The sequence below is a fragment of the Stella humosa genome (genome assembly GCF_006738645.1).
GTDB classification, from domain to species: domain Bacteria; phylum Pseudomonadota; class Alphaproteobacteria; order ATCC43930; family Allostellaceae; genus Allostella; species Allostella humosa.
In genome coordinates, this window is the sequence record NZ_AP019700.1 from 5,330,553 (window position 1) to 5,349,459 (window position 18,907).

Annotated in this window: 19 protein-coding genes; 12 read left to right on the forward strand and 7 right to left on the reverse strand. The window is 70.0% G+C overall.

The genetic code is table 11. The features are described from left to right. The first annotated feature begins 188 nt into the window (after positions 1-188). The 8 genes from STVA_RS25050 to STVA_RS25085 all read left to right on the forward strand — a co-directional run bounded on the left by STVA_RS25050 (position 189) and on the right by STVA_RS25085 (position 6,398). Positions 189-815 carry a PepSY-associated TM helix domain-containing protein gene (locus tag STVA_RS25050; protein WP_123690919.1) on the forward strand — a complete coding sequence of 209 codons (627 nt, stop codon included), beginning with the start codon at positions 189-191 and terminating at the stop codon, positions 813-815. Positions 816-826: 11 nt separating this feature from the next. Next, positions 827-1,360: a DUF2271 domain-containing protein gene (locus STVA_RS25055; protein WP_170216526.1), complete on the forward strand. Its 534-nt coding sequence runs from the start codon at positions 827-829 to the stop codon at positions 1,358-1,360. 20 nt (positions 1,361-1,380) lie between these two features. Then, a complete protein-coding gene (locus tag STVA_RS25060) occupies positions 1,381-2,193 on the forward strand; it encodes a DUF4198 domain-containing protein (protein ID WP_123690916.1) in 813 nt (270 codons plus the stop codon). Positions 2,194-2,291: 98 nt separating this feature from the next. Next, on the forward strand, positions 2,292-3,209 hold the full coding sequence (locus tag STVA_RS25065) for an FAD:protein FMN transferase (RefSeq protein ID WP_123690914.1): 918 nt from the start codon (positions 2,292-2,294) through the stop codon (positions 3,207-3,209). A gap of 10 nt (positions 3,210-3,219) precedes the next feature. Next, the gene (locus tag STVA_RS25070) at positions 3,220-4,605 is read left to right on the forward strand and encodes a sulfite reductase subunit alpha (protein ID WP_123690912.1); all 1,386 of its coding nucleotides are present in this window, start codon (positions 3,220-3,222) and stop codon (positions 4,603-4,605) included. 72 nt (positions 4,606-4,677) lie between these two features. Then, positions 4,678-5,484, forward strand: coding sequence for a phytanoyl-CoA dioxygenase family protein (locus STVA_RS25075; RefSeq protein ID WP_123690910.1), 807 nt, complete (start codon positions 4,678-4,680; stop codon positions 5,482-5,484). A gap of 78 nt (positions 5,485-5,562) precedes the next feature. Further along, complete coding sequence (locus STVA_RS25080; protein ID WP_123690908.1) at positions 5,563-5,976, forward strand: EVE domain-containing protein; 414 nt, start codon at positions 5,563-5,565, stop codon at positions 5,974-5,976. Continuing rightward, positions 5,973-6,398, forward strand: coding sequence for a Rieske (2Fe-2S) protein (locus tag STVA_RS25085; protein WP_123690906.1), 426 nt, complete (start codon positions 5,973-5,975; stop codon positions 6,396-6,398). Before STVA_RS25080 ends, STVA_RS25085 begins: the two co-directional genes overlap by 4 nt. On the opposite strand, the gene STVA_RS25090 is transcribed toward STVA_RS25085, so the two are convergent. Together STVA_RS25090 and STVA_RS25095 are read right to left on the reverse strand one after the other, a co-directional pair. Further along, on the reverse strand, positions 6,388-7,332 hold the full coding sequence (locus tag STVA_RS25090; RefSeq protein WP_142235885.1) for a hypothetical protein: 945 nt from the start codon (positions 7,330-7,332) through the stop codon (positions 6,388-6,390). The two genes, STVA_RS25085 and STVA_RS25090, sit on opposite strands and share 11 nt — an antisense overlap. After that, positions 7,329-8,072 (reverse strand): creatininase family protein, encoded by a 744-nt coding sequence (locus STVA_RS25095; protein ID WP_123690902.1) that lies wholly within the window; start codon positions 8,070-8,072, stop codon positions 7,329-7,331. The genes STVA_RS25090 and STVA_RS25095 overlap by 4 nt, the downstream gene beginning before the upstream one ends. Positions 8,073-8,204: 132 nt before the next feature. Between STVA_RS25095 and acs the strand changes: the two genes are divergently transcribed. Together acs and STVA_RS25105 are read left to right on the forward strand one after the other, a co-directional pair. Continuing rightward, positions 8,205-10,145: an acetate--CoA ligase gene (gene acs / locus STVA_RS25100; RefSeq protein WP_123690900.1), complete on the forward strand. Its 1,941-nt coding sequence runs from the start codon at positions 8,205-8,207 to the stop codon at positions 10,143-10,145. 196 nt (positions 10,146-10,341) lie between these two features. Further along, positions 10,342-11,562, forward strand: coding sequence for a polyhydroxyalkanoate depolymerase (locus STVA_RS25105; RefSeq protein WP_123690898.1), 1,221 nt, complete (start codon positions 10,342-10,344; stop codon positions 11,560-11,562). On the opposite strand, the gene STVA_RS25110 is transcribed toward STVA_RS25105, so the two are convergent. Next, on the reverse strand, positions 11,540-12,469 hold the full coding sequence (locus STVA_RS25110) for a LysR substrate-binding domain-containing protein (protein WP_123690896.1): 930 nt from the start codon (positions 12,467-12,469) through the stop codon (positions 11,540-11,542). The two genes, STVA_RS25105 and STVA_RS25110, sit on opposite strands and share 23 nt — an antisense overlap. A gap of 105 nt (positions 12,470-12,574) precedes the next feature. Between STVA_RS25110 and STVA_RS25115 the strand changes: the two genes are divergently transcribed. Continuing rightward, positions 12,575-13,180: a pyridoxamine 5'-phosphate oxidase family protein gene (locus STVA_RS25115; protein WP_123690894.1), complete on the forward strand. Its 606-nt coding sequence runs from the start codon at positions 12,575-12,577 to the stop codon at positions 13,178-13,180. A gap of 7 nt (positions 13,181-13,187) precedes the next feature. On the opposite strand, the gene STVA_RS25120 is transcribed toward STVA_RS25115, so the two are convergent. Then, complete coding sequence (locus STVA_RS25120) at positions 13,188-13,580, reverse strand: VOC family protein (protein WP_123690892.1); 393 nt, start codon at positions 13,578-13,580, stop codon at positions 13,188-13,190. A 121-nt stretch (positions 13,581-13,701) separates the two neighbouring features. Between STVA_RS25120 and STVA_RS25125 the strand changes: the two genes are divergently transcribed. Continuing rightward, positions 13,702-15,378, forward strand: coding sequence for an acyl-CoA dehydrogenase family protein (locus tag STVA_RS25125; protein WP_197735736.1), 1,677 nt, complete (start codon positions 13,702-13,704; stop codon positions 15,376-15,378). Between the two features lie 37 nt (positions 15,379-15,415). Here the strand turns inward: STVA_RS25125 and STVA_RS25130 are convergent, their stop codons facing one another. The 3 genes from STVA_RS25130 to STVA_RS25140 form a co-directional block, all read right to left on the reverse strand. Next, entirely contained in the window at positions 15,416-16,615 is a 1,200-nt protein-coding gene (locus STVA_RS25130; RefSeq protein ID WP_245978349.1) for an iron-containing alcohol dehydrogenase, read from the reverse strand. Positions 16,616-16,625: 10 nt separating this feature from the next. Next, positions 16,626-17,993 carry a glutamine synthetase family protein gene (locus tag STVA_RS25135; RefSeq protein WP_123690888.1) on the reverse strand — a complete coding sequence of 456 codons (1,368 nt, stop codon included), beginning with the start codon at positions 17,991-17,993 and terminating at the stop codon, positions 16,626-16,628. 101 nt (positions 17,994-18,094) lie between these two features. Continuing rightward, a complete protein-coding gene (locus STVA_RS25140; protein ID WP_123690886.1) occupies positions 18,095-18,904 on the reverse strand; it encodes an enoyl-CoA hydratase/isomerase family protein in 810 nt (269 codons plus the stop codon). Positions 18,905-18,907 lie beyond the last annotated feature (3 nt).

Consider the following 18,907-nt stretch of genomic DNA (forward strand, 5'->3'; position numbering starts at 1 on the left):
CGCTTCGCCAGGTACCGGCTGGCAGAGATGATCCACCGGTCCCGCCGCACCGCACAAACTCTGATATTGCAACTGATTATCGTTTGTGATTACCTCGCGGGCATCCCGCATCCCTGACCGTCCGGGCACCCTCCGGCAGCATTCGGAGCGACTTCCGTCGACCGGCCCAGATGAACGCGACATTGCGAATGCGACCGAATGCCGACCACCGCCGGCGATCCTTCTGGCTGAAGCACCTGCATCGCTGGCACTGGATCAGCGCCGCCCTGTGCCTGGTCGGCATGATCCTGTTCGCCGCGACCGGCATCACGCTGAACCATGCCGGCGAGATCGAGGCGCAGCCGCGGGTGACCACGGTCGAGAAAAAGCTGCCGCCCGCCTTGCTGGAAGCCCTGGCCGCGAAGCCGGCGAAGGATCGCTGGCCGCTGCCGCCCACGGTCGCGGACTGGCTGGCGGCCGAGCTGTCGGTGCGCGCAGCCGGCCGTGAGGCCGAGTGGTCGGCGGACGAGATCTACCTGGCCCTGCCGCGGCCGGGGGGCGACGCCTGGGTTTCGATTGATCGCGCCGACGGCGCGGTGCGGCACGAGACGACGGACCGCGGCTGGATCTCCTACCTCAACGACCTGCACAAGGGCCGCAATGCCGGGCGCGCCTGGAGCTGGTTCCTCGACCTCTTCGCCGTCGCCTGCCTGGTCTTCTGCGTGACCGGGCTGTTCCTGCTGAAGCTGCATGCCGGCGGCCGGCCGGCGACTTGGCCGGTCGTCGGCTTCGGCCTGGTCGCGCCGATGCTGCTGGCCCTTCTCTTCATCCACTGACGAGGCTTGCGATGCGCCCCTTCTATCCCGCGATGGCCCCGGCCTTCCTCGCCCTTCCGACAACCTTCCTCACCCTTCCGGCGGCCGCGGCCGACATCGCCGTCAAGGTCGAGATCCCCCGCCTGACGGTGGCCGAGTACCACCGCCCCTATGTCGCGGTGTGGATCGAGCGGCCGGACCAGAGCGTCGCCGCCAACCTGGCCGTCTGGTACGACGTGAAGCTGAAGAACAACGAGGGCACCAAGTGGTTGAAGGACATGCGCCAGTGGTGGCGCAAGTCCGGCCGCGAGCTGACGATGCCGGCCGATGGGCTGTCCAGCCCGACCCGGGCGCCGGGCGAGCATTCACTGACCTTCGCGGGCGACAAGGGGCCACTGGCCGACCTGCCGCCCGGCGAGTACCGGCTGGCCGTCGAAGCCGCGCGCGAGGTGGGCGGGCGCGAGATGCTGCGCGTTCCCTTCCAGTGGCCGCCCAAGGAAGCCGCCAGTCAGACTGCCCAGGGCGAGCACGAGTTGGGCAAGGTCCAGCTCGCCGTGAAGCCGTGACATCCCAGAGGAGAACCACCATGCGCCTTCCGCTGAAGCTCGCGGCCGCCGCGGCCGCCATCGCGCTTGCCTTCCCGATGGCGGCACAGGCGCATCGCGCCTGGATGCTGCCGTCGGCGACCGTTCTGTCCGGCAAGGATGTCTGGGTCACCGTCGACGCCGCGATCTCGAACGACCTGTTCTTCTTCGAGCATCATCCGATGCGCCTGGAGGGCCTGGTCGTGTCGGCCCCGGACGGCACCCCGGCCAAGGCCGAGAACCAGGCGACCGGCCGCTATCGCAGCACCTTCGACGTGAAGCTGGACCAGACCGGCACCTACAAGCTGGCGGTCGTCAATGCCGGCCTGTTCGCGTCCTGGAAGGAGAACGGCCAGAACAAGCGCTGGCGCGGCACGGCCGACAAGTTCGCGACCGAGGTGCCGAAGGACGCCCAGGAACTGCGCGTGACCCAGTCGCAGAGCCGCATGGAGGTCTTCGTCACCTCCGGCAAGCCGACCGAGGGCGTGCTGAAGCCGACCGGCGAGGGACTGGAGCTGGCCCCGGTCACCCATCCCAACGACCTGTCGGTCGGCAACGAGGCCAAGTTCCGCTTCCTGCTCGACGGCAAGCCGGCCCCGGGGGTGAAGGTCACCGTCATCCGCGGCGGCATCCGCTATCGCGACAAGCTGGAGGAGCTGACGCTCACCACCGGCGCCGATGGCGGTTTCGCCGTCACCTGGAAGGAGCCAGGCATGTACTGGATCGAGGCCAGCGCACGCGACGACAAGACCGCGATCAAGGAAGCCAAGGAGCGGCGCGCCGGCTACAGCACGACGCTGGAGGTGCTGCCCTGACGCCAGGCGCCGCGGTCTCGACCCCGGCGGCCGACCGGCGCATCCTGATCCCGCCCCTGCTGCCGGCCGGCTTCCCGCCGACGGGCGGCGGACGGGTGATGGCGCTGGCCGGCCGGACCATGGGCACGACCTGGCAGGTCCGCTTCGTCGCCCCCCGGGATGCCGGGCCGGGCGTCGTCCGGGCCGCCATCGAGGCCGTGTTCGATCGGGTGATCGCCGAGGCCAGCGGCTGGGAGCCGGATTCCGCCCTCTGCCGCTTCAACCGCGCGGCGGCCGGCACGGTCGAGATGCTGCCGGCCGGCCTGTTCGGCGTGCTGCAGCATGCAGTCGCGCTGGCGCGCGCCACGGGCGGCGCCTGCGATCCGACGGTGGCGCCCCTGGTCGACCTGTGGGGCTTCGGCCCGCCCGGCCCGCGCCACGACCGGCCGACCGATGCCGCCATCGCCGCCGCCCATGCCCACGTCGGCTGGGAACGGCTGCTGCTCGATCCCGAGCGGCGGGCGGCCCTGCAGCCGGGCGGGCTGGCGCTCGACCTGTCCGGTATCGCCAAGGGCTGGGCCGTCGACCTGGCGAGCGTGGCATTGACCGACATCGGCATCCGCTCCCACCTGGTCGAGGTGGGCGGCGAGCTGCGCGGCGAGGGCGTCAAGCCCGACGGCCAGCCCTGGTGGGTGGCGCTGGAGCAGCCGCCCGGGGCGGCCGGGCCGGAAACGCTGGTCGCCCTGCACGGGCTGTCGGTCGCCACGTCCGGCAACTACCGCCGCTGCTTCGATCGGGATGGGCGCCGCTTCGCCCACACGATCGACCCGCGCACCGGCTGGCCGGTGGCCGATGCCGTCCCGGCCGTGACCGTGCTGCACGCGAGCTGCATGGCGGCCGACGCGCTGGCGACCGCACTGACGGTGATGGGGCCCGATGCCGGCATGGACCATGCCCGGCGCCACGACCTGGCCGTGCTGTTCGTGCTGCCCCACGGGCAGCGCGCCAGCCCGGCCCTGGCGGCCATGGCGGGCTAGGAGACGGCCGATGCCGCTGTCGGAACTGCTGGCCCCGGACGGCACCCGCCTGCTGACGGCGATCGCCGTCGCGGCCGGCTATGTCGGGCTGTGCGGCAATGCCGTGCTCGGCCATCGCCAGCGTCGCCGCGCGGCCACCCCGGCGGCCACGGTTGAGAGCGGCGCGATCCTGGTCGTCCATGCCAGCCAGACCGGCTTTGCCGAGACGGTCGCGCGCCAGACCGCCGCCATGTTGGTGGCGGCGGGCCGGGCGGCCCATCCTGTGGCCATCGGCGAACTGGACCAGGACCGGCTGGCAGCCGCGGGCCGCGTCCTCTTCGTCCTGAGCACGACCGGCGAAGGCGACGCGCCCGACCCCGCCGCCGGCTTCGCCCGTCGCCTGCTGCCGCAGCCGGCCAACCTGGATCATCTGCGCTACGGCTTGCTGGCGCTGGGCGATCGCAGCTATCGCCAGTTCTGCGCCTTCGGCCGGGCGGTCGACCAGTGGCTCGCCGCGTCGGGCGCGGTCGCGCTGTTCCCGATGATCGAGGTCGATGACGGCGACGCCGCCGCATTGGAGCAATGGCGGGTGGCGCTGGCAGCGCTCGGTGCCGACGCCGCCGGCGGCCCTGCCGGCTGGGGCGAGGAACGCCCGTTCCAGCCATGGCGGCTGGTCGAGCGCCGCTGCCTCAACCCCGACAGCCCCGACCATCCCGCCTTCCACCTCTCCTTCGCCCCGGTCGAGGGGAGCTGCGAGTGGGTGGCAGGGGACCTGGTCCGGGTGGAGATCGGCCAGCCATCGGCAGGCGGGAAGCCGGCGCGCCGGGACTATTCCATCGCATCCATCCCCGAGGACGGCCGGCTCGACCTGCTGGTGCGGCTGGCCCGCCATGCCGACGGTGGCCTGGGACTGGGGTCCGGCTGGCTGACGCAGGAACTGGCAGTCGGCGGAACGGCATCGCTGCAGGTTCGATCCAATGCCGGCTTCCACGCCCCGGCGGGCGACCGGCCGCTCGTCCTGATCGGCAACGGCACCGGCCTTGCCGGATTGCGCGCCCACCTGAAGGCGCGGGCCGCCCGCGGCCAGGGCGGCAACTGGCTGCTGTTCGGCGAGCGCCGACGCCAGGCGGACTATTTTCACCAGGGCGAGATCGAAGCCTGGAGGCAATCCGGGATCCTCGCCCGCCTCGACCTCGCCTTCTCGCGCGACCAGGTCGAGCGCATCCATGTCCAGCACCGGCTGCGGGCGGCCGCCGCCGACCTGACGCGCTGGATGGCGGACGATGCCTCGATCCTCGTCTGCGGCAGCGCCGAGGGCATGGCGCCGGGCGTGCATGCCGTCCTGGCCGACGTGCTGGGCGAAAGCGCGCTCGACCATCTGGCCGAGACGGGCCGATATCGCCGCGACGTCTACTGAGCGGGTGCGCCGGCGCAGCACCCGGGTCTATCCTCCGATCAATGGCGACCGGCAACGCCCGCAGAGGAAACGATGGACGGATCGACGATCGGCGAAACCTACCGGCAGCGCGGCTATTGCGCGCCGATCCCGGTGCTATCGGCGGAAGATGCCGGGCACTATCGCACCCGCCTGGAACAGGCGGAGCAGGCGATCGGCCGCACGCTCACCCGCGAGGAGCGCACCAAGCCGCATCTGCTGTTCGGCTGGGCGGCCGAGCTTGCCCGCCACCCGGCGATCCTGGAGCGGATCGAGCCGCTGATCGGACCCGACATCCTGTGCTGGGAGACGGTGCTGTTCACCAAGGAGGCGGGCGGGCCGGAGTTCATCTCCTGGCACCAGGATCTGACCTATTGGGGGCTGGAGCCGGGCGACCAGGTGATCACCGCCTGGCTGGCCCTGTCGCCCAGCACGGTGGAAAGCGGCTGCATGCGGGTCGTCCCCGGGTCGCACATGCTGGACCTGGCGCCCCACCGCGACACCTACGACCCGGACAACCTCCTGTCGCGCGGCCAGGAGGTGGCGGTCGAGGTGAAGGCGGGCGACTGGGTCGACCTGGTGCTGGCGCCGGGCGAGATGTCGCTGCACCACGTCAACATCGTCCACGGCTCGGACCGCAACCGATCGAACGATCGGCGGATCGGCTTCGCTGCCCGCTACTTCGCCACCCAGGTGCGGCAGAAGTCGCCGCGCCGCGACAGCGCCTTCCTGGTCGCCGGGCAGGACCGGTACGGCCATTTCGACCTGGAGCCGGCCCCCGCCCGGGACTATTCCGACGAGGCTCGCACCCTGCATGCCGAGTTCCGGCAGCGGCGGCGGGAACTTCAAAGCTCGCTTTAGGCCGCACGGGGTAGGCAGCGGCGGCGGGCCTGCGCTACGGTCGCCGATGCTTCCGCCCCTGCTGCAAGGTCGCTGCCGATGGCCCACTGGCTGCTGAAATCCGAGCCCTTCAAATACTCCTGGGACCAGATGGTGGCCGATGGCCGCACCCACTGGAACGGCGTGCGCAACCATCAGGCGGCGAACAACCTGAAGGCCATGAAGAAGGGCGACCGCGCCTTCTTCTATCATTCCAACGAGGGGCTCGCGATCGTGGGCGTGGTCTCGATCGTGCGAGAGTTCTATCCAGACCCCAGCGACGAGAGCGGGCGCTTCGTCATGGTCGACATCGCGCCGGTCAAGCCGGTGAAGAAGCCGGTGACGCTGGCCGAGATCAAGGCCGAACCGGCGCTGGCCGACCTGGCGCTGGTGCGGCAGTCGCGCCTGTCGGTGGTGCCGGTCGGAGACGAGGAGTGGACATTGCTGTGTCGCATGGCGGGGATCAAGGCATGAGCAGCGAAACCGAGGCGGCCCTTCCGTTCGAGCCCCGGGTGCTGTGCCGGGCGGACGAGATCGGCGAGGCGGGCGGCAAGGGCTTCGTCCTGGGCGAGGGCCGCCAGAAGCGCGAGATCTTCGTGGTGCGCAAGGAGGGCCGGGTCTACGGCTACCTCAACTCCTGCCCCCATGCCGGCACGCCGCTCGACTGGATGCCCGACCGCTTCTTCACCAACGACGGTCGCTTCCTGATCTGCGCCACCCATGGCGCGCTCTTCGAGGTGGAGGACGGGATGTGCCTGCGCGGCCCCTGCCGGGGCTTGGCGCTGGACCCGGTCGACGTCGCCGAAGAGGGGGGCGAAATTCTGCTGATGGAGCCCGACGTCCGGCCGCCGCCGCCGGCGCCGCCCGCTTCCCCGCCGGCTTCCCCTACCTCTTGAAGGTCAGCCACTCGCGGTTGTTGAGGTGCTCGGCCTCCAGGAAGTCGGCATTCTCCAGCGCCGGCTTGTAGAGGCGGAAAGTGCGCATGATGCCGAGCGTGGCGGCACTTTCCAAAGCGCCGGCGAACAGCGGCTCGCGCCGGCCGAAATGGGGCTCCGCCCGCCAGCGGGCGAACTGCCGGCGGGTCAGGAAGAAGCAGCCGGCGTGCGGGTTGGTCGGCCGCTCCAGCATCGCCTGACCGCCCAGGTGGCGGATGCCGATGGCCGGCTGGTGGGCGATGTCCTGCCAGGCCGCGGTGGTCTCCACCGGCACTGGCCCGTCGACATAGAGCTTCTGGAAACGGCCGGCCGGATCGGCCTCGAACCGGTTCGGCAGCAGCACGCCCTGGCCCTCGGTCGCCCGCTCGACCAGGGCGATCTTGCGCAGGAACCACGGGTCGGCGATCACCGTGTCGTCCTCGAGATAGCAGGCCCAGTCATACCGGGCGGCGCGGGCCGCCAGCACCTCGTGGCAGGCAAAGCCCAGCATCCGCGGGTCGCCGCCCAGGCGATCGAGCGTCGTCTCCTCGACCTCGAAAGTGCTGGCCGGCAGGGCGACCCGATCCAGCGCGTGGCGCCGGCCGACGATGACGACGACGATGTCGAGCCGGTCCGGCAGGGTCGGCGCGTTCGCCCGCTCGATCCGCACATGGGTGCGGTCGGCAACCGTGGGCAGGCCTGCCGGCAGGTCGGGCCCGCTCCAGCCGACGCGCCCCTGGCGCTCGCCCAGATGGATGCGCAGGCCGGCGATGGTGCGGGTCAGCGCCTGGGCCCGGGCCGCAGCCGCGTCGGGCATGCCCGAGCCATAGAGGGTGCCACCCGGCACCGGCGGGCCGACATAGTGCGGAATGGCGACGAGGATGCGCGCCCCCGCCGCCATTTCCGGGTTGGTCACGCCGCCAGGAACTCACGATAGGTGGTGGTGAGATCGGCGACGGATGCCTCGATCAGCCGCTTGCCGTCCTCGATCTTCGCGAGGTTCGGGTTGGAGCCGATGCGGCCGTCGGGGAAGCGGCGGCGATAGTCGGCCGCGTCCGTGAAGCGGCCGGTCGGCGCGATCTCCGGCTCCATCTCCATGTACTTCACCCGGTCGGGATATGCGGCCCAGGTGACGGCGACCTCGCTCGGCGTGGCGTGCGAGCCGTGGCCCGTGGGATAGAGGTCGGCGCACAGCTTGCGCGTCTCGGGCCCTTCCCACCAGTTGGCGAGCAGGCACTTCACCGGCTGGTTGCCCTTGCCGGGGTCGGACTGGCGGTGGTTGTAGATTTCGTAGAAGGCGGCATTGGTCGTGGCGATGTTGCCGCCATGGCCGTTGACGAACATGATCCGCGTGAAGCCGTGCCGGGCGAGCGACTGCACATAGTCGAAGATGACCGCGATCAGCGTCGACGGCCGGTAGGTCATGCTGCCGGTGAAGTCCATGTGGTGGACCGCCATGCCGACCGAGATGGTCGGCGCCACCAGGCAGCCGATCTTCTCGCCCAGCGCGCGGCCGATGATCTCGGCCGTCAGGGCGTCGGTACCGACCAGGCCGTTGGGGCCATGCTGCTCGGTCGAGCCGATCGGGATGACGACGCCGGTGGAGGTCTTGAGATAGTCCTGCACCTCGTGCCAGGTGCTGAGTTGAAGCTGCATCGACGCCGTCTCCTCGTGGCAGGGGTCGGGCGACGCTAGCCGCCGCGCCGGGGGGCTTCAAGACCTTGTTTCGGGCCGCGAACCCGCCCATCATCCGGCCAGAAAGCAAGCCTTCCCGAGGGAGAGAAACGGATGTCCAGCCCAAGCGTCATTCCCGTGCCGCCGGCGGTCGCTGCCCATGCCAGGATCGACGAGGCGCGGTACAAGGCGATGTACGAACGCTCCATCCGCGACCCGGAAGGGTTCTGGGCCGAGCAGGGCCGGCGGCTGAACTGGATCCGCCCCTATACCCAGGTGAAGGACGTCGACTATACGGGCGACGTGCGCATCCGCTGGTTCCATGACGGCACGCTGAACGCCTGCTGGAACTGCGTCGACCGCCACCTGCCGGCACGCGCCGGACAGACCGCCATCCTATGGGAAGGCGACGACCCGGCCGAGGACCGCCATGTCACCTATGGCGAGATGCATGAGGCGATCTGCCGGCTGGCCAACGTGCTGAAGGCGCGCGGCGTCAAGAAGGGCGACCGCGTCACCATCTACATGCCGATGATCCCCGAGGCGGCCTATGCCATGCTGGCCTGCGCGCGCATCGGCGCCGTCCATTCGGTGGTATTCGGCGGCTTCTCGCCGGAATCGCTGATCGGCCGCATTCAGGACTGCGATTCGGCCGTGGTCATCACCGCCGACGAGGGACTGCGCGGCGGCCGCAAGGTGCCGCTGAAGGCCAATGTGGACGCCGCCCTGGAACATTGCCCGGCCGTCCACAGCGTCATCGTCGTGCGCCGCACCGGCGGCAAGGTCGGCTGGGCCGAGGGCCGCGACGTCTGGTACCATGAGGCGACCGCGGCTGCCTCGCGCGACTGCCCCGTCGAGGAGATGTCGGCCGAGGACCCGCTCTTCATCCTCTATACCTCGGGCTCGACCGGCAAGCCCAAGGGGGTGCTGCACACCACCGGCGGCTACCTCGTCTTCGCGTCGATGACCCACGAGGCGGTCTTCGACTATCGCGACGGCGAGATCTACTGGTGCACCGCCGATGTCGGCTGGGTCACCGGCCATAGCTACATCGTCTATGGCCCGCTCGCCAACGGCGCCACCACGCTGATGTTCGAGGGCGTGCCGAACTATCCCGACGCCTCGCGCTTCTGGCAGGTGGTCGACAAGCACAAGGTGAACATCTTCTACACCGCACCCACCGCCATCCGCGCGCTCATGCGCGAGGGCGAGGCGCCCGTGAAGAAGGCCAGCCGCCAGTCGCTCCGCTTGTTGGGATCGGTCGGCGAGCCGATCAATCCCGAGGCCTGGCTCTGGTACTGGAACGTCGTCGGCGAGGGCCGCTGCCCGATCGTCGACACCTGGTGGCAGACGGAGACGGGCGGCATCCTGATCACCCCGCTGCCGGGTGCCACGGCGCTGAAGCCCGGGTCGGCCACCCTGCCCTTCTTCGGGGTGCGCCCGGTCATCGTCGACAACGAGGGCAATCACCTGGAAGGGGCGACCGAGGGCAACCTGTGCCTGGCCGACAGCTGGCCGGGGCAGATGCGCACCGTCTATGGCGACCACAAGCGCTTCGTGGAGACCTACTTCTCGACCTTCAAGGGCATGTACTTCACCGGCGACGGCGCCCGGCGGGACGAGGACGGCTACTACTGGATCACCGGCCGCGTCGACGACGTCATCAACGTGGCGGGCCATCGCCTGGGCACGGCCGAGATCGAGAGCGCGCTGGTCGCCCACCCGAAGGTGGCCGAGGCCGCCGTCGTGGGATATCCGCACGACATCAAGGGCCAGGGCATCTACGCCTATGTGACGCTGGTGGCCGGCGAGGCCACGACCGAGGAGCTGCGCCGGGAACTGGTGCAGTGGGTGCGCAAGGAGATCGGCCCGATCGCCACGCCCGACCTGATCCAGTGGGCGCCGGGCCTGCCCAAGACCCGGTCGGGCAAGATCATGCGCCGCATCCTGCGCAAGATCGCCGCCAACGAGCATGGCCAGCTAGGCGACACCTCGACCCTGGCCGACCCCGGCGTGGTCGACGACCTGGTCGGCAACCGCATGAATCGCGCCTAGCAACGAAAAGCCGCACAGACCGTTTGTTACTATTGCAAGCGGCCTTCTGGAAACTTGTTGTCGCAGGGGACGAAGCGGATCACACTCCGCGTCCCTTGCGTACTGGCGGGTAGGTTGATACCGCCGGCTCCATGGTTGCGCAACGACGGCCGCCCGCCCCCGACGGCCCGATCCCTCGGTTCGAGGCCCCCAGTCCATGCTGTATCACGCCTACGAGACCGCCCACATGATGGCCCTGCCCTTCCGCATGGCAGCGGACGCGATGCAGGTATCGCTGCAGTATCCCTGGGCGCCCCATTCGGGGACCAAGCTGGCGCGCACCATGGCCGCGCAGTGCGAATTGTTCAGCCGCCTCACCCGCCGCTACGACAAGCCGGCCTTCGGCATCGAGGCCGTCCAGACCGCCGCCGGCGAGGCCGTCGTGACCGAGCGCGTAGCCGACGCCAAGCCCTTCTGCCGGCTGCTGCATTTCGAGAAGTCGACCGGGCCGATGGGGCCGCGGGTACTGCTGGTGGCGCCGGTTTCCGGCCACCACGCCACTCTGCTGCGCGGCACGGTGCGCGACCTGCTGCCCGACCACGACGTCTACATCACCGACTGGATCGACGCGCGCAACGTCCCGGCCTTCCAGGGTGCTTTCGACTTCGAGGACTACGTCACCTACATCCTGCAGATGCTGCGGCAGTTGGGCGGGGAGACGCACGTCATCGCCGTGTGCCAGCCGACCGTGCCGGTGCTGGCGGCCGTGTCGATGCTGGCGCTGGCCGACGACCGCGACCAGCCGCGCTCCATGGTGCTGATGGGCGGGCCGATCGACACGCGCGAGAACCCGACCGGCGTCAACCAGCTCGCCAAGACGCGGCCGCTGTCCTGGTTCGAGAACAACGTCATCACCACCGTGCCGGCGCCATACCCGGCGATGGGACGGCGGGTCTATCCGGGCTTCCTGCAGCTCACCGGCTTCATGTCGATGAACCTCGACCGGCATGTCGGCGCCCACCTGGAGCTGTTCCGCAACCTGGTGAAGGGCGATGGCGACAGCGCCGAGGCCCACCGGCGCTTCTATGACGAGTATTTCGCGGTCATGGACCTGTCGGCCGAATTCTACCTGCAGACCATCGAGCTGGTGTTCCAGGAGCATGCCCTGCCGAAGGGCGAGATGTTCTGGCATGGCCACCTGGTGGAGCCGGCCGCCATCACCCGCACCGCCATGATGACGGTCGAGGGCGAGCAGGACGACATCTCCGCCCCCGGCCAGACGGCGGCCGCCCACCGCCTGACCACCTCGCTCGCAGCCGACAAGCAGACCCACCATTTGCAGCCGCATGTCGGCCACTATGGCGTCTTCAACGGCCGACGCTGGCGGACGGAGACCCTGCCGAAGGTGCGAGCGTTCATTCGCCAGCACGACCACTGACGCCTTCTCCCGCCAGCGCGCGGCGCAGGCGGGGCGCGGCAAAGTCGACGAAGGCGCGCACCTTGGCCGGCAGCAGCCGGCCTTGCGGCCAGGCAAGACTGACCGGCTCCGGCGGCGGCTCGAACGCCGCCAGGATGCGCCGCAGCCGGCCGGCCGCCAGGGCGGCTGCGGCCTGATAGGACAGGACGCGGACGATGCCCAGGCCGGCTTCGGCCGCGTCGATTGCGGCCTCCGCCGTCGAGACCACCAGGCGGGTACGGATCGCCACGGCCATCTCGTGGCGTGCGTCCTTGCCGGGAAAGACCCAGCGATCCACCACAGCGGCCGCCGAGAAGGCGACGCAGGCATGCCCCTCCAGGTCGGCCGGCTGCATCGGCGTGCCGTGGGCCGCCAGATAGGCCGGGCTGGCGCAGACCACGCGGCCGATCGCCCCCAGGCTGGTGGCCACCATCGCGCCATCGGCGATCGGACCGATGCGGACGGCCAGGTCGAGCCCCTCGTCCAGCAGGTCGACGACCCGGTCCAGCAGCAGCAGCCGGACGTCGACCTCGGGATGCGCCGCCAGGAACTGCGTCACCACCGGTAGGATATGGAGGCGGCCGAAAACATAGGGCGCGGTGATGCCGAGGCGGCCGCGCGGGATGTCGGTGATGCCATGGACGGCGCGTTCGGCCGCATCCAGGTCGGTCAGGATTCGCCGCCCGGCCTCGAGATAGCCCCGTCCCGCCTCTGTCAGGACCACCCGGCGCGTGGTGCGCGCCAGCAGGCGGGCGCCCAGATGATCCTCCAGGGCGGCCAGCTTGCGGCTGACCGTGGCGAGCGGCAGGCCCAGGCGCCCGGCACCGGCCGTCAGGCTGCCGGCATCGGCCACCGCCAGGAATATCCGCGTCGCATCGAGCCGATCCACGGCCACTCTCCCGATATCTGGAAGGATGAATACCGATACGGCCTCTTTATTGTCGTGTGAAGCGGTGCGACATCCATCGGCATCTGCAGTTAAGGGAGTAGCCCGATGCCGCACACCTCCGATGTCGCCTTCTCGCCCGCGGTCAAGGCCGTGCAGCAGCGGCTTGGGTCGCGCGACCATTTCGCGCGGCGGCCCGACTGGCCGACCGAGGCGACGGACGAGCTGGAACAGTTCCTGGGGGCGGCCACGAGCGTCTTCCTGGCCACCGCCAGCGCGGCTGGCCAGCCCTACATCCAGCATCGTGGCGGGCCGAAGGGCTTCCTGCAGCTGATCGACCGGCGCACGATCGGCTTTGCCGACTTCGCCGGCAACCGGCAGTACATCACGCTGGGCAATCTGGGCGAAAACCCGCAGGCCATGCTGTTCGTCATGGACTACGAGACCCGCCGGCGGGTGAAGCTGTGGGGCCGGGCGCGCGTCATCGAGGATGACCCGGCACTCGTCGCACGGCTGTTCCCGGCGGGCTATGCCGCCCGCGGAGAACGTGCCGTGCTGTTCGAGATCGCGGCCTGGGACGTGAACTGCCGCCAGCACATCCCCCAGCTCTTCCCGGCGGTGGAGGTACTGCCGGCGCTCGACGCCATGGACCAGCGCATCCGCGCGCTCGAGGCCGAGAACGCGGAACTGCGCCGGCAGCTTCAGGCCGGGTGACGCCCGCTCATTCCGGGCGGTGGCAGACGATGCACAGCTTGTTGCCGTCGAGATCGCGCAGATAGGCGCCGTAATAGTCCGGGTGATAGTGCGGGCGCAGGCCGGGCGCGCCCTCATCCTTGCCCCCGGCCGCGAGTCCGGCGGCGTGGAAGGCATCGACCTCGGCGCGCCGTTTTGCCTCGAAGGCGACGGTGATGCCGTTCCCGATCGAGGCGGTGCCGCCGTCGAACGGCCGCAGGATCCAGAAATGCGGCGCACGGTCGGGGTCGACGGCCCAGCCCGCCGCCCCTTCCTCGGCGCTGGCATGGATGCATTGCAGGCCGAGGGCCGGCAGGATCGCGTCATAGAACGCCTTGGCGGCGGCATAGTCGTTGGTGCCGACGGTGACATGGCTGAACATGGGCTTGGGTCTCCTCGCTCCTCATCGGTGGGGCGATCCTAGCGCCGGTCGCTTTGCCGTGCTTGCGATAGCGGGCCGGGGCGGGCATACGCGGTCGTCCAGGATACGAGGGAGGCCAGGGATGGACGGGGCAGGCACGGCCGGGGACAAGTCGGCCAGCGAGCTGACGGCAGCCGCGCGGATGGCGACGCTGGCGGCGCGCACCTTCGCCGCCGCTGCCAAGGCGGCGGCCGAGGCGGGTGTCGTTCGCGACGGGCGGATCGACGTGGCGGCCGCCGACCGCGACCAGCGCCTGCTGCATGGCTTCGCCTGGATCGCCACCACGGTCGAGGCGATCGCCGCCACCACCGCCTGGGCCGAGGCCCTGCTGCGCCGCGACGCGCTGGCCGCGGGCGAGGCGCTGGTCCTGGCGATCGGCCTTGGCGAATACCTGCACCAGCTCGCTGGCGGCATCCCCATGAGCCAGAACGAGATGGTGCGGCCGGGCGAGCTGGGCCTGGCCGCCGCGGCGGCAAGCCTGGCCGCCGATCCGGCCGTCGCCTGGTTCATGCAGGCGGGCAATGTCGCAGCGCGCCGGGCTGCCCTGGTGGAGCACCTGGCGGACGGCGGCCAGATCGACGAGGCCCTGGGCGACGAGACGCTGGACCTGATCCGCGGCCAGTTTCGCCGCTTCGCCGACCAGCGCGTGCTGCCGGGCGCCCATGGCTGGCACCTGGCCGACGAGCTGATACCCGACGCCGTCGTGGCCGAGATGGCCGAGATGGGGGTATTCGGCATCTGCATCGCGCCCGAGCATGGCGGCCTCGGCCTCGGCAAGCTCGCCATGTGCGTGGTGTCCGAGGAGCTGAGCCGCGCCTGGATCGCGGCAGGATCGCTCGGCACCCGGTCGGAGATCGCGGGCGAGCTGATCTCCGAATCGGGCACGCCCGAGCAGAAGGCGGCATGGCTGCCGCGCATCGCCTCCGGCGAAGTGCTGCCGACGGCCGTCTTCACCGAGCCCGACACCGGCTCCGACCTCGGCAGCCTACGCACCCGCGCGCGGGCGACGGCGGACGGCGGCTGGCGGGTCGACGGCAACAAGACCTGGATCACCCATGCCGCGCGCAGCGACCTGATGACCCTGCTGGTGCGCACGGAGCCCGACACCGACGGCTATGAGGGGCTGAGCATGCTGCTGGCGCCCAAGCCGCGCGGCACCGACGCCGACCCGTTCCCCGCGCCCGGCATGCAGGGCGGCGAGATCCCGGTGCTGGGCTATCGCGGGATGAAGGAATACGAGATCGCGTTCGAGGGCTTCGCGGTCCCGGCCGGCAGCCTGCTGGGCGCCGCCCCCGGCCGCGGCTTCAAGCAGCTCATGCGCACCTTCGAGGGTGCCCGCATCCAGACCGCCGCCCGGGCGCTGGGCGTGGCGCGTCGCGCCTACGAGCTGGGCCTGGGCTATGCGCTGGAGCGCCGCCAGTTCGGCCGCCCCATCATCCGTTTCCCGCGGGTGGCCGACAAGCTGGCGATGATGGCGGTCGAGACCGTGATGGCCCGCGAGCTGACCTATGCCGCCGCCCGCCAGAAGGACAGCGGCAAGCGCTGCGACATCGAGGCCGGCATGGCCAAGTTGCTAGCCGCCCGCGTCGCCTGGAGCAACGCCGACACCAGCCTGCAGATCCATGGCGGCAACGGCTATGCGCTGGAATACGAGATCAGCCGCGTGCTGTGCGACGCCCGAATCCTCAACATCTTCGAGGGCGCAGCCGAGATCCAGGCCCAGGTGATCGGCCGCGGGCTGCTGTCGCAGCGCAACTGAGTCGAAGAAGGCGCCAGGCAGCGCCCTCTTCTCCAGTTCAGACCGTGCCGGCCAGCGAGCGGTCGTAGAGCGCGCGGAGTTCCGGCGTGCCGACCTTGACCGGGTTGCCGCCGGCGGTCGGGTCCTCGGCCGCCATCTGCGACAGGAGGTCGAGCTTGTCCGTGCCGACGCCGATCTCTCCTGCCGTGTGGGGGATCTTCAGTTGCTGGCGCAGCTCGAGGACCCAGGCCAGGAAGCCGTCGAAGCTGGCGTCCTTCAGGCCGATATAGGCTGCGGCCCGCGCCAGCTTCACTTCGACCGCCGAGCGGTTGAAGGCCAGCACGTAGGGCATGAAGACGGCGTTGGTCAGGCCATGATGGGTGTCGTAGATGGCGCCCACCGGATGGCTCAGCGCGTGGATGGCGCCCAGGCCCTTCTGGAAGGCGATGGCACCCATGCTGGCGGCCGCCAGCATGTGTGCGCGGGCCTCCAGGTCGCTGCCGTCGGCGACCGCGCGCGGCAGCCATTCCTTCACCAGCCGCATGCCTTCGACCGCGATGCCGTCGCCCAGCGGGTGGTGATAGGTCGAGGAGTAGGCTTCGAGGTTGTGGGCCAGCGCGTCCATGCCGGTCCAGGCGGTGATGTTGGCCGGCAGGCCGGCTGTCACCGCCGGATCGGAGATGACGACGGAGGGAAGCATCTTCGGATGGAAGATGATCTTCTTGGTCCGCGTCGGCTCATGCGTGACGACCGAGGCGCGGCCGACCTCGGACCCCGTGCCGGCCGTGGTCGGCACGGCGACGATGGGGGCGATGGCGGCGGCATCGGCCCGCGTCCACCAGTCGCCGACATCCTCGAAATCCCACAGCGGCCGGGTCTGGCCGGCCAGGAACGCGATCGCCTTGCCGGCATCGAGCGCGCTGCCGCCGCCGATGGCGACGACGCCGTCATGCCCGCCCGCGCGATAGACGGCGACGCCGTCGTCGATGTTGCGGCCCTCGGGGTTGGGCTTGATCGCCGAGAAGAGGGTGGCCTTGAGACCGTCCGCTTCCAGGATGCCCATGGCCTCGGCCAGCAGCGGCAGCTTCGCCAGGCCGGGGTCGGTGACGACCAGCGGGCGTGTCATGCCGACCGACCGGCAGGCTTCGCCCAGTTCCTTCAGTCGGCCGACGCCGAAGCGGACGGCGGTCGGGTAGCTCCAGTTGGCACGCAGGTGGCGATAGTCGCTGGCAGGGGCAGACATGGCAGGAGCAGACATGGCAGGGCTTTCAGATGATCTCGAAGTAGCGGGCAAGCTGCCAGTCGGTGATGGCGCGCCGGGCCTGGCGTTCCTCCCACTCGCGGGTGGCGGCGAAATGGTCGACGAAGGCGTCGCCGAAGAGGCTGCGCGCGGCCTTGGACCCTTTCAGATTCTGGGCCGCGTCCCACAGCGTCGCGGGCAGGGCCAGGTGGGCTGGGGCCGCCTGCTCATAGGCGTTGCCCACCATCCGCGGCGTGGCTTCCAGCTTGTTCTCGATCCCCCACAGGCCGCTGCCGATGGCGGCCGCCAGCGCCAGGTACGGATTTCCGTCGGCGGCCGCGATCCGGTACTCGACCCGCTGCGACTTGGCGCTGCCGGGAATGACGCGGAGTGCCGTCGTGCGGTTCTCCACCCCCCAGGTGGCGCTGGTCGGCGCCCAGAAGCCCGGGATCAGGCGGGTATAGGAATTGACGGTCGGCGCCACCATGCCCAGGACCTGGGGCAGGAGCGCCTGCTGGCCGGCCACGAACTGGTGCATGGCGGCCGACATCCCATGCTCGGCCGACGGGTCGTGGAACACCGACTTGCCGTCGGCGTCGACCAGCGAGACATGGATATGGCCGGACTGGCCGGGATAGTCGGGCGACCACTTGGCCATGAAGGTGGCCATCAGGTTGCGGCGCTGCGCCACCACCTTGGCGAAGGTCTTGAAGAGTGCGGCCTTGTCGGCCGAGGCCAGCGCGTCGTCGACGGTGATCGCCGCCTCCAGCACGCCCGGGCCGGTCTCGGTGTGCAGCCCTTCGATCGGCATGTCCATGCGCTCGCACGTATCGAGCAGCTCGTTGTAGAAGTCCGACCAGACCGAGTTTCGCAGGACCGAGTAGCCGAAATTGCCGGGCGTGATCGGCTTCAGGTTGCGATAGCCCTTCTCGCGCACCGAATCCGGCGTCTCGTCGAAGACGAAGAACTCGTATTCGACGGCGGCCTTCACCCGGTAGCCCATGGCCTCCGCGCGATCCAGCACCCGGCGCAGCGTGCCACGCGGGCATACGGTATCGGCCGGGGCGGCGAACTCCGCCAGGAACAGCAGGCCCGGCGCCTCGAAGGGGATCTCGCGGCAGCTCTCGGGGATGATCCGCACCGGGGCATCGGGATAGGCGGTGTGCCAGCCGGTATAGGTGGTGTTGTCGTAGAGCTGGTCGTTGGAATCCCAGCCCAGGACCACGTCGCAGAAGCCGAAGCCGCTTTCCAGCGCCGACAGGAACTTCGCCCGCGACATGTACTTGCCGCGCAGCACGCCGTCGGCGTCGAAGGCGCCGACCTTCACATGCGTCAGACCGCGCGCTTCGACGATGGCCTTGGCATCGGCGGCCGTGCGAACGTCCCTGGGCTGCATCGCGTGTTCCCCTCATTTCCCCAAATTGGCGGGCAACCCTAGGGCTGCCCGCCCATTGCGACAAGACGGGACCGATGCCGGAAGGGGTGCCGGCGGCTTTCTCAGTCGGCGGCGTCGTTCTTGTAGAGGAAGCGGCCGACCTTCTCGCTGCCGCCGCCATGCACCAGCCGCTGCATGCGATAGAGATGCTTGGTGGCCGCCAGCGCATCCAGCTTGGTCTGGTCGATCGACCGGTAGTACGCCTCCATCTCGATGCGCACGGCCAGCGGCGGATGGCGGGCGATGCGCGCCGCGATCGCCTCGGCCTCGGCCATCACCGCGTCGCCGTCCACGACCCGGTTGACGAGGTTGTGCTTCAGCGCGTCGGCAGCCGACATCGGGTCGCCGGTCAGCAGCATCTCCATCGCCACGGTATGGGGCAGATGGCGCGACAGGCGCGACGAGCCGCCGGCGCCGCCCATGCCGTAGGCGATCTCGGGGAAGCCGAACTTGGCGTCGTCGGAGGCCACGCGGATGTCGGTTAGGTGCAGGAGGTAGATCATGCCCTGGCCCAGGCAGTAGCCCCGGACCGCGGCGATGATCGGCTTGTAGCGTTCCAGCGCCAGGACGTCGCGCGACCAGGCGAAGGTCTGCGGGTCCTCTTCCTCGACGCGATGCTTGGGCCACAGATGGGCCGCCATCTCTTCGGCCGGGGTCTCGAACTTGGCATAGGGCGTCTTGATGTCGTCGCCGGCCGAGAAGGCCCGCTCGCCCGCCCCGGTCATGATGCCCACCCGGATGTCCTCGTCGGCGAGGAAATCCAGCATCGTGTGGTACATCTGCTTGTGGATGGACGGCGTCATCGGGTTCACCGATCCGTTGCGGATCGTGAAATAGGCGACGTGGCCCTTCTTCTCGTATTCGAGCGGCATGAT

Excerpts from the sequence above, each read along its gene's own strand:
- STVA_RS25105 (WP_123690898.1), top strand. The coding sequence starts at position 10,342 with ATGCTGTATCACGCCTACGAGACCGCCCACATGATGGCCCTGCCCTTC.
- STVA_RS25120 (WP_123690892.1), bottom strand. The coding sequence starts at position 13,580 with ATGTTCAGCCATGTCACCGTCGGCACCAACGACTATGCCGCCGCCAAG.
- STVA_RS25055 (WP_170216526.1), top strand. The coding sequence starts at position 827 with ATGCGCCCCTTCTATCCCGCGATGGCCCCGGCCTTCCTCGCCCTTCCG.
- STVA_RS25060 (WP_123690916.1), top strand. The coding sequence starts at position 1,381 with ATGCGCCTTCCGCTGAAGCTCGCGGCCGCCGCGGCCGCCATCGCGCTT.
- acs (WP_123690900.1), top strand. The coding sequence starts at position 8,205 with ATGTCCAGCCCAAGCGTCATTCCCGTGCCGCCGGCGGTCGCTGCCCAT.
- STVA_RS25095 (WP_123690902.1), bottom strand. The coding sequence starts at position 8,072 with ATGCAGCTTCAACTCAGCACCTGGCACGAGGTGCAGGACTATCTCAAG.
- STVA_RS25085 (WP_123690906.1), top strand. The coding sequence starts at position 5,973 with ATGAGCAGCGAAACCGAGGCGGCCCTTCCGTTCGAGCCCCGGGTGCTG.
- STVA_RS25075 (WP_123690910.1), top strand. The coding sequence starts at position 4,678 with ATGGACGGATCGACGATCGGCGAAACCTACCGGCAGCGCGGCTATTGC.
- STVA_RS25065 (WP_123690914.1), top strand. The coding sequence starts at position 2,292 with ATGGCGCTGGCCGGCCGGACCATGGGCACGACCTGGCAGGTCCGCTTC.
- STVA_RS25080 (WP_123690908.1), top strand. The coding sequence starts at position 5,563 with ATGGCCCACTGGCTGCTGAAATCCGAGCCCTTCAAATACTCCTGGGAC.
- STVA_RS25140 (WP_123690886.1), bottom strand. The coding sequence starts at position 18,904 with ATGCCGCTCGAATACGAGAAGAAGGGCCACGTCGCCTATTTCACGATC.
- STVA_RS25135 (WP_123690888.1), bottom strand. The coding sequence starts at position 17,993 with ATGCAGCCCAGGGACGTTCGCACGGCCGCCGATGCCAAGGCCATCGTC.
- STVA_RS25125 (WP_197735736.1), top strand. The coding sequence starts at position 13,702 with ATGGACGGGGCAGGCACGGCCGGGGACAAGTCGGCCAGCGAGCTGACG.
- STVA_RS25050 (WP_123690919.1), top strand. The coding sequence starts at position 189 with ATGCGACCGAATGCCGACCACCGCCGGCGATCCTTCTGGCTGAAGCAC.
- STVA_RS25070 (WP_123690912.1), top strand. The coding sequence starts at position 3,220 with ATGCCGCTGTCGGAACTGCTGGCCCCGGACGGCACCCGCCTGCTGACG.
- STVA_RS25115 (WP_123690894.1), top strand. The coding sequence starts at position 12,575 with ATGCCGCACACCTCCGATGTCGCCTTCTCGCCCGCGGTCAAGGCCGTG.
- STVA_RS25130 (WP_245978349.1), bottom strand. The coding sequence starts at position 16,615 with ATGTCTGCTCCTGCCATGTCTGCCCCTGCCAGCGACTATCGCCACCTG.